The sequence below is a fragment of the Syntrophorhabdaceae bacterium genome (genome assembly GCA_028713955.1).
Classification (GTDB): Bacteria; Desulfobacterota; Syntrophorhabdia; order Syntrophorhabdales; family Syntrophorhabdaceae; genus UBA5609.
Window position 1 is genome coordinate 1 of the sequence record JAQTNJ010000136.1, and the last position, 8,348, is coordinate 8,348.

Here is an 8,348-nt window from a genome sequence, read left to right on the forward strand (position 1 = left end):
CACCGCTACCGTACAGGGCGGAGAGGCGCACGGACACATCGGGGGTATCGTGAAGGCAATCGCCCCCGCGGTAAAAAAGGCAAAAGGCAAAAAAGGCGATCTTACGGACAATGCCATCAGGGCAAATGTTGAACTCGTTGCAAAACAGGTAAAGACTTCAGCGCCTATCCTTGCGAAACTGGTCAGGGCGGGAAAGGTCAAGGTCGTCGGCGCATATTACAATATCGACACCGGGCTGGTGGAGATCGTATAAGATTTCAGGTGCGTGCTGTTTTTTTCGGCAGCCAGTAGTATTTCAGGAACAATCCGCCTGCGATCGTCAGGCCGCTTAAAAGCTGTCCCATGCTGAAAAGGCCAAGGATCTGGCCTATCTGGACATCCGGTTCCCTGAAAAATTCACAGAAGATCCTGAAACATCCGTAGAGGATCAGGAACAGGGCAAAGACATCGCCCTCGCGCCGCTTCATATCCTTATAAATCCAGAGTATTACAAAGAGAAGGAATCCTTCAAAAAAGGCCTCGTACAACTGTGACGGGTGACGCGGGGCGTTGCCGCCATTAGGAAATATCATGGCCCACGGCACGTCGGAGGGCCTTCCGAACAGCTCACCGTTGATGAAGTTGCCGAGCCTGCCGAACCCTATACCGATAGGGCAGGTAGGGATTATAAGGTCAATGATCAGAAAAAAATCGAGCTTTTTCCTCTTTATATAAATATATCCGGCAACAAAGGCCCCTATGAGTCCCCCGTGAAAAGACATCCCGCCGTGCCAGAGAACAAATATTTCCAAAGGATTTTTGAAATAGAACGGTAGATTATAAAAAAGAATGTATCCGAGCCTCGCGCCGATGATAAGCCCGACGATGAGATAGAAATAGAGGTCGTCTATCCTGGTCCGTTCGATCTTGAGGGCCCTTTTTTTCAACTGGTAAATGGTCAGCAGGTACGAAGAGGCAAAACCAATAACATACATGAGGCCATACCACCGCAGTGAAAAAGGTCCTATCTTGATAATCGCGGGATCTATGTGAGGATATTTGATCATTGTTATATCAGATTCTCCTTTATCACCTTCCACAAGTCACCGGCTTGCTTAAAAACAATTCCCTGCAAACCAAAACCTATTGCCGTCTCTACATATCGCTTTATGTCATCGATAAACAGGATTTCGCTTCTTTTCACATCCGTTCTTTTGAAGATCTCGTCATATATCCTCTGCTTCGGCTTCTTTGCACCGATCTCGAAGGAGAGTATCCACTCCTCCATTAAATGCACGATCGGGTAGAGCTCCGTGATATAGGTAAAATGAAGCTCGTTCGTATTGCTGAGAAGAAAAAGAGGATATCCTTTGCCTTTCAGGTAGAGGATGATATCATTCACTTCGGGATCTTCCCGGAAGATAGGGTTCCATATATCCTTGAATTCCTCAAAGTCTATCTCAAGCTTATACCTTTCCTTCAACTTCACAAAAAAATCGAGGGAAGACATCAAGCCTTCTTCATAGGCATTGATGAGACCGTTCTCCATATCAAACATATACCTGAAGATCTCATCAGGAGAAAACCGTCCTGCTACCCTGGACACCTCATGGAGCTTGTACACGATCTGCCTGTGTTCAAAAGGGAGGATCACATTGCCGAGATCAAAAACAAACAACTTAATCATAGGGAAATACCTTCAGGGGGTTCAGTGGGGCATAGAGATGATAGGGATCTTCAAGATGCCTCCAGCCTGCAATATGGAGGAACCTCTTATCGGGAGAGTGTTTCATCAGAAGAGTCAGCCTGTCAGCCATATATTTGTCACGGACATACATCTCTTCGTCATAAGGGACGCTCTTTAAACCGGAATTAAAAAAGAGCCGCGCCATTGCCGCCTCACAGGAGCCGTTCCCGGCATCGGTACCAGTCAAAAGCCTCTCGATGTTGTCTGCGTCAAACAATTCTTCAGCCTTCTGTAATTTTAAGTAAGAAAAGAGATCCATATCAATTAAATAGAACGGGATATGCTGTTCAATGGAATATTCGGAAACGATCTCATATTCGTTTGGCATGTTCATGAAAGATTCCAGATTTTCCACAGCAGCTTCATTATACGATCTCTTATCATTTTTCAGTTTTTTAAGGACTTCGTCAATACGTTTTTTATATCTGTCACGATTTTCTTTCCGGAACATCAGCCCGTACTGTGAAAATTCCAGGGTAATGATATCGGGCCCGATATGGGCAATCCACCGGGGGAGCAGCACGGGATTCCTTGTATCCCTGTGGATCACGCCAAGCATGTAAAACCTGTGGTCACGATCCGGGTCAATGGTCGTTGCCATAGTGTACAATTAACACATACAGGAAATCCTGTTTCAATAAAAATATGAATGAAGGGAATTTCCTTTTTTCTTGCCATAGCTTTTCCCATACTATATAACGAAGTGTATGGATATCATCGACGTCCATATTCATGCCGGCCACATGCATGAATGGACTGATCCGGCAAAACGGCTCTGGATGGACGCCGGTCCCTACGCGCCCGAGATATACGACGAAGCGGGGAACCAGCTGTCACGGGAATACGGGGATGTGATAAAGCGGGAGGGAGTTTTCGGCGGTATCCTGATCCCCGAATATTCACCCCATACCGCAGGGGTCATGCCCTTTGAAAGGGCGCTCGAGATCAACGCCATACATCCTGAATTTATCCCCATCGCGAACCTCAACCCTAACTACCATGACGACCTTGCGGGCGCCTTTGAAGACCAGTTGAAGAAGGGCGCCAGGGGGCTCAAGATACACCCCATCCACGGCCTCTTTTACGCCAATGACCAAAGGCTCTACCCCATCTATGAGCATTGTGAGAAAACAGGGTTGCCTGTCTTTTTCCACGCAGGCACAAGCCTCATCAAGGGCTCAAAGGTGCGCTATTCTGACCCTTATACCTTTGATGACGTGATCAGCGATTTCCCTGATATGAAGGTCATCCTCTCCCACGGCGGCCGCGTCTTCTGGTACCAGATAGCGGAATTCCTCGCGAAAAGCCTTGAGAACGTCTATATCGACGTGTCGGGATTGCCTCCGCAGAACCTGCTCCAGTATTTTCCGTCCATGGCGAAGTTCAGCCACAAGTACCTCTTCGGCACCGACTTCCCCGCTGTTCCGGGGATCCGTAAGAATTACGATGTGATCTACTATCTCGTGGGCGACGAGAAGGCAATGTCCCGCATAGGCTTCCGGAATGCCTACGACCTCTTCGGCTTCTGGAAGGAAGGGATATTCGAGGCAAGGGACGAAGAAAAGGTCTTCAAAGTAGTCAACGACGGCGCAACACGGTACAGGGGTGTGATCCCGGAGGATCGCTATCATGAGCCTTACATGCCGATGGAGGAGCTGACGGGAGAGATGCGCAGGATGCGCTTTTACGGCTACAGGAAGGATCTGAAGCTCCTTGGCGTCATGGGGAAAGAGCGCATCAAAGATGCGACCCTCATACGCCACGCGTACGTGGGCATGGAGCACCAGGGAAAAGGGATCGGCTCGAAGCTCCTCGCGTTCATCGAAAAGCAGGTCGATACCGAATGGCTTCTCATCGGCACATGGAAGGCGGCCACCTGGGCGATAGACTTTTACAAGAAACACGGCTACGAGGTCATGCCCGACAAAGACGGGCTGCTCCGCAAATACTGGTCCATCCCCGACCGCCAGATCGAAACGTCAATAGTGCTTGGAAAGAAAATCAAATAATAAAGCACACAATCATTAATTCGCCGGAACGATCCCTGCTTCCCTTTCGCTCCTTATTGCTTATCATGGAACAATCACGGATTTTCCACTTATACCGAGTTGCATTCAAAAATAAAGCGAGGCGACGAGGAGGAGGCGACGGAGGCGTACATTTCAGTACGTCGAGTCGATGACGACGAAGGCAACGAAGCTGTATGAATGAAGGCAATTCGGTATTAGGATGAGCATCGGTGTCGGGCTATCCCCGCAAACGCGCTCATTCCGCTCCAGCGGCTTGCTATTTCTGGGGCTCACGTCGCCCCCTCCACGAACAAAGTCCGTGGAGCCACCCCTTCTCACCCACGGTGTGGGCTGGTTTATGTCGCTCGCGTTCGGCTTCGGAACTTTTGCTGGCGCAAAAGACCGAGCTTCCTCGCCTCACGACGATTTGCTTAAGGAAAGTCCGACACTGATGCTCTCACGAGGTATCCGGGTTTAATTCTCGAACTCGCTCTGTTCGCTCAGGCAACGAGTAAGGTTTCGTTGCAAGCGAAGTCGAGCAACGTTGGCAAGAAACCGCGCCTGGCCGGCACGACCATCAGCCGGGTACCCATGGAGAAACCGACATGGGTGGCCATCAAGCAGTGCTCGAGGCTCGCTAATGGTACGGTTTCATTGCGAACAAAAGTGAGCAATAAAGCTCCTTCCGGCTTTTTTCTTCAGCTACAAGTGCACAGGCTTCGCAGTCCCAGCAACAAGAATACAAGAATAACGGATTGCAATGGAGTAGCTCCACGGCACAATGTCGCCCTCATTTTTCAGCATTCTCCCTGTTTCCGTTGTACACTCCTTTCTTATCGTTAGTCGAGAGTGTCCACTTTATTGGGTGAGATACGCGATCCGCTGTAAGTTTATTGTTGGGGCTGCTTGTTTGTCTCTGAAACGAGATTTACCCAGCTTTCTACAAGATCTGGTAGGCGTTCGACAACTTCATAACCGAACAGGATTTCATCCGCATAGCCCATGTGAAGCATGTCGATGATCCGGCACAAATATGATTTACCACAGTCCCACCACGTGTAGTGAGCATCAAGCATCAAATAATGAAAGACTTTCACCTTTTCGTGTTCTCTAAGCTCTTCCAATTCTAACCCGTCCAGCAAAGTTTCATATACGCCATCAGCTACCCGACTACCGAATGTCGTCGTGTGATAGTATTCCTTGATTTCCCATATAGCAACGGGGTTAACGGCTCCAGGGAAAGCGCCGTCTACACGTCGCGCTAACGTTCGAATTGGGGAACCGTCCTTTGTGACGGTTGTAAGTTCCCGGGGATCATAGTCGCAGGATAAACCATTTGAATACGCTTCAATCAGCATATTGATAATGCCGGTAAAATAGGCAGGTGTCTTCTTTTTGCCTTTCTGCTTGTTCAAAGGCAAAGGGCACCGCGGCTTAAGTTTTTTCTTCAGGGCCTCGAACTCTAACCTTGCTCGTTTTACATCCATAAGGCGTGGTTCAACAAAGTTGTTAAGAACGTTGGCACGGTGTTCGTAGTAAGCAAGCAGGGTATTCCCAAACTCTGTTGGGTTATCGGTGTTACCGATGTGTTCGGGATTCAGATGTAAATCTTCAAATGCCTGGCGAATTTCTTTTACAATAGGTATTTTGACTTGGTTTTCACGTCGCACCGTGTACCCTATTTTTTGACTAAGGCTCCTCACGGTTGCCCAAAAGGATTTTGGCAGACTCGCGAATCTGTGGTCAGCTTTCATTTGCCTGCTTCTCAAATTGAGATACAAATTCGGCCATGGGGATATTCAAAACCTGACATACTTCTCTTACTTCTAAGAAGTTCAAGGTTTTCTCCCCGGACTCATACTTACTTACAAAGGATTGCGGCTTGTTCAGGCGCACGGCTAAATCTATTTGACGAAGTCCAGCCTTTTCACGAAGCTGGCGAAGAAGATCTCTTACCTTCTTTTTATCTGTTGCACTTTTTTTGACCATTTGTATTAATATAGAATAATGTTGTACAATATCCCAAATTGGGATATGATTATGCGGTATAGACTACGGAGGAGGCATAACCTCGATGATACAAGAAGTGCTTTTTAATGATGCCCCCCACAAATACATCAGGCCATTTACCATCCAACTATTGAAGTGGATCGGTAATAAGCAAAGATTCGCACATGAGATCGTAGGGTTATTTCCGGATAGATTCGGGCGCTACTTTGAACCATTTGTGGGAAGTGGCGGGGTTTTGGCTACTCTTGCGCCACGCAATGCCCTTGCCTCGGATTTATTTGCACCGCTCATAGAGATATGGCACACGCTAAAGGTTAACCCAGAAAAGGTAAAGACATGGTACAGGGAACGTTGGCAAATAGCTCATGGAGATTATAAGAGAGAAGGCTATGAACGGATAAAAGCTTGCTATAATCGTGCTCCAAACGGAGCTGACCTTTTATTTTTGTGTCGCTGCTGTTATGGCGGAGTAGTGCGTTTTCGTCAACTTGACGGCTATATGTCAACGCCATGCGGGGTACACGAGCCCATAACACCCGATAATTTTGCCAAGCGAACTGATCTGTGGCACGAGAGGATCAGGCTCGCCGACTTTGAAGTGATGGATTATCGTGATGCAATGAGAAAAGCCCAAAGAGGTGATCTTGTTTATTGTGATCCACCATATAAGCACAGCCAATCTATTCTTTATGGTGGACAACAATTTAGGTTGGAAGATTTGTGCGAAGAGATTATTCAGTGTAAATCAAAGGGTGTTTATGTAGCCTTAAGTATTGATGGCACAAAGAAGTCAGGAGATTTAGTTTGCGATCTCCCCATTCCAAAAGGTCTCTTCGAGGAAGAGATCTTTGTCAATGTCGGGCGGTCCATGCTTCGCCGGTTTCAAATGGGCGGTCAAACCTTAGAATCAGAGATAGTAGCGGATAGATTGTTATTGACGTATCGATTGTAATCGACTTATTTACCCCAGGGGTGATGGGGAGACATCCATAAAAACATAAATAATTCTCTCCGCTGGAAAGCCTTAACCTTGAACGTTGAACAGCTTCTGTTCCCCCTCATACCCCACCCTTTTATTCCATTTTCCTCCTATTCGATATATTTTGCAAGGGGGAATCTACTGATTGTCAGAGGTTTTCATTAATCCCGGATAATTCATTAGCACAGTGTCGGGATGTCCTTTAGCAAACCGTCGTGAGGCAAGGAAGCTCGGTCTTTTGCGTAAGCAAAAGTTCCGAAGCTTAAGCGCGAGCGATTGGAGCCGCTGGAGCGTAATGAGCGTGTTTGCGGGGACATCCCGACACAAGTGCTTCTCCTACGTGGAAAATCTAGGTTGAAGTCTTCAATGCCTTGGAGGACATTGATTCCGTGGATAACGGGAGGAAGCTGAGAGCAGGAAGGAACTGCAATATAGCAAACGAAGGGCAGGGTTCTTTTGTCTTTGGGCTTGTGAAGTTCAGGCATCCGGGTTATAATCTTACCAGTAAGAATATTGTTTCGGAGGTTTTTATGACAAATCCGGCAACCACAAAGATGTCTTCCAAGGGGCAGGTCGTCATTCCTGAGGATATACGGAAACGACTGAACTTAAAGGCCGGGGCGCAGTTCATTGTTGTAGGAGAAAAAGACGTGGTCATATTTAAATCCATCTCCAGGCCGTCCATGAAGGAGTTTGACGCATTGATTGCCACGGCCCGCAGGCAGGCAAAAGATGCGGGATTGAAACGATCAGACATCGAAGCTGCAATTGCAAAGACCCGGAACAAAAAGTGAAGATCGTCCTCGATACGAATGTCTTCATCTCGGGTATCTTTTTTACTGGACCGCCGCATCGTATCCTCGAAGCATGGCGAGATGGTAAGATCCAACTCGTGATCTCACCTGAGATACTTGCGGAATACAGCAGGGTAGGCAAGATTTTGGCTGAAGAATATCCCTTGATTGACGTGCATCCGATGATTGACCTGGTTACTGTTGAAGCAGAGTTATATAACGCACAAGGATTATTAGAACCGGTTTGCAGTGATCCCGATGATGACAAGTTCCTTGCATGTGCAATAGCCGGTGGAAGTAAAATAATTGTGAGCGGAGACAAGCATCTGCTCAAGGTTTCTGGTTTTCAAGGTATCGAGATCCTCAAACCGCAAGAGTTCACCAAGAGATACTTACAGACGACCTGACCAAGTAACTTGGGAGACGCCCTTCGTTATTCAATAACTTCCCTTCGCTGGAAAGCCTTAACCTTGAACGTTGAACATAGAACATTGAACAGCATCTGTTTCCCGTCATGCCCACCCTTTTATTCCATTTTCCTCCTATTCCATATATTTTGTATGAAAGATCTATATGAAATCTTCAGCGCCTTGGAGGACATTGATTCCACGGATAACAGCAAGGGGTTGGAACTGGATTCTACTGTCAGGGAAATCGATAAAAAATAGTGTTACCCTGCAATCCTCCTCCCTATGGATGCGAATTTCAGTTTTTTTATGTTTTTCAACAGGCTGTCATCTGGCCCTGATTGATTTACACATACGTTTCAGGCTCTTTCCTTGTGCGACAGTCTTTGCTCAGCTGTTCCGCCTTTTGTCTTATACCCGGAT

At 47.2% G+C, this 8,348-nt stretch carries 10 protein-coding genes; 5 read left to right on the top strand and 5 right to left on the bottom strand.

Going from position 1 to position 8,348, the window contains the following annotated elements; genetic code table 11:
• The coding region (locus tag PHU49_11305) for a carbonic anhydrase (protein ID MDD5244590.1) at nucleotides 1-253 on the top strand (253 nt) is incomplete at its 5' end.
• A 4-nt stretch (nucleotides 254-257) separates the two neighbouring features.
• Here PHU49_11305 and lgt read toward each other — a convergent pair.
• From lgt to PHU49_11320, 3 genes are read right to left on the bottom strand one after another with little or no spacing between them, the layout of a single operon-like run.
• Nucleotides 258-1,046 carry a prolipoprotein diacylglyceryl transferase gene (gene lgt / locus PHU49_11310; protein ID MDD5244591.1) on the bottom strand — a complete coding sequence of 263 codons (789 nt, stop codon included), beginning with the start codon at nucleotides 1,044-1,046 and terminating at the stop codon, nucleotides 258-260.
• A 2-nt stretch (nucleotides 1,047-1,048) separates the two neighbouring features.
• Complete coding sequence (locus tag PHU49_11315; protein MDD5244592.1) at nucleotides 1,049-1,666, bottom strand: HAD family phosphatase; 618 nt, start codon at nucleotides 1,664-1,666, stop codon at nucleotides 1,049-1,051.
• Entirely contained in the window at nucleotides 1,659-2,327 is a 669-nt protein-coding gene (locus PHU49_11320; GenBank protein ID MDD5244593.1) for a hypothetical protein, read from the bottom strand. The genes PHU49_11315 and PHU49_11320 overlap by 8 nt, the downstream gene beginning before the upstream one ends.
• Before the next feature lie 106 nt (nucleotides 2,328-2,433).
• Here PHU49_11320 and PHU49_11325 point away from each other — a divergent pair, with 106 nt between their 5' ends.
• Nucleotides 2,434-3,735 (top strand): GNAT family N-acetyltransferase, encoded by a 1,302-nt coding sequence (locus PHU49_11325; GenBank protein ID MDD5244594.1) that lies wholly within the window; start codon nucleotides 2,434-2,436, stop codon nucleotides 3,733-3,735.
• Nucleotides 3,736-4,625: 890 nt separating this feature from the next.
• Here PHU49_11325 and PHU49_11330 read toward each other — a convergent pair.
• Complete coding sequence (locus PHU49_11330) at nucleotides 4,626-5,489, bottom strand: hypothetical protein (GenBank protein MDD5244595.1); 864 nt, start codon at nucleotides 5,487-5,489, stop codon at nucleotides 4,626-4,628.
• On the bottom strand, nucleotides 5,479-5,724 hold the full coding sequence (locus PHU49_11335; protein ID MDD5244596.1) for a helix-turn-helix transcriptional regulator: 246 nt from the start codon (nucleotides 5,722-5,724) through the stop codon (nucleotides 5,479-5,481). Before PHU49_11335 ends, PHU49_11330 begins: the two co-directional genes overlap by 11 nt.
• Nucleotides 5,725-5,809: 85 nt before the next feature.
• On the opposite strand from PHU49_11335, the gene PHU49_11340 reads away from it, so the two are divergent.
• The 3 genes from PHU49_11340 (at nucleotide 5,810) to PHU49_11350 (ending at nucleotide 7,925) form a co-directional block, all read left to right on the top strand.
• The gene (locus PHU49_11340; protein MDD5244597.1) at nucleotides 5,810-6,697 is read left to right on the top strand and encodes a DNA adenine methylase; all 888 of its coding nucleotides are present in this window, start codon (nucleotides 5,810-5,812) and stop codon (nucleotides 6,695-6,697) included.
• Between the two features lie 416 nt (nucleotides 6,698-7,113).
• The gene (locus PHU49_11345; GenBank protein ID MDD5244598.1) at nucleotides 7,114-7,518 is read left to right on the top strand and encodes an AbrB/MazE/SpoVT family DNA-binding domain-containing protein; all 405 of its coding nucleotides are present in this window, start codon (nucleotides 7,114-7,116) and stop codon (nucleotides 7,516-7,518) included.
• Complete coding sequence (locus PHU49_11350; GenBank protein ID MDD5244599.1) at nucleotides 7,515-7,925, top strand: putative toxin-antitoxin system toxin component, PIN family; 411 nt, start codon at nucleotides 7,515-7,517, stop codon at nucleotides 7,923-7,925. The genes PHU49_11345 and PHU49_11350 overlap by 4 nt, the downstream gene beginning before the upstream one ends.
• The last annotated feature ends 423 nt before the right edge of the window (nucleotides 7,926-8,348 follow it).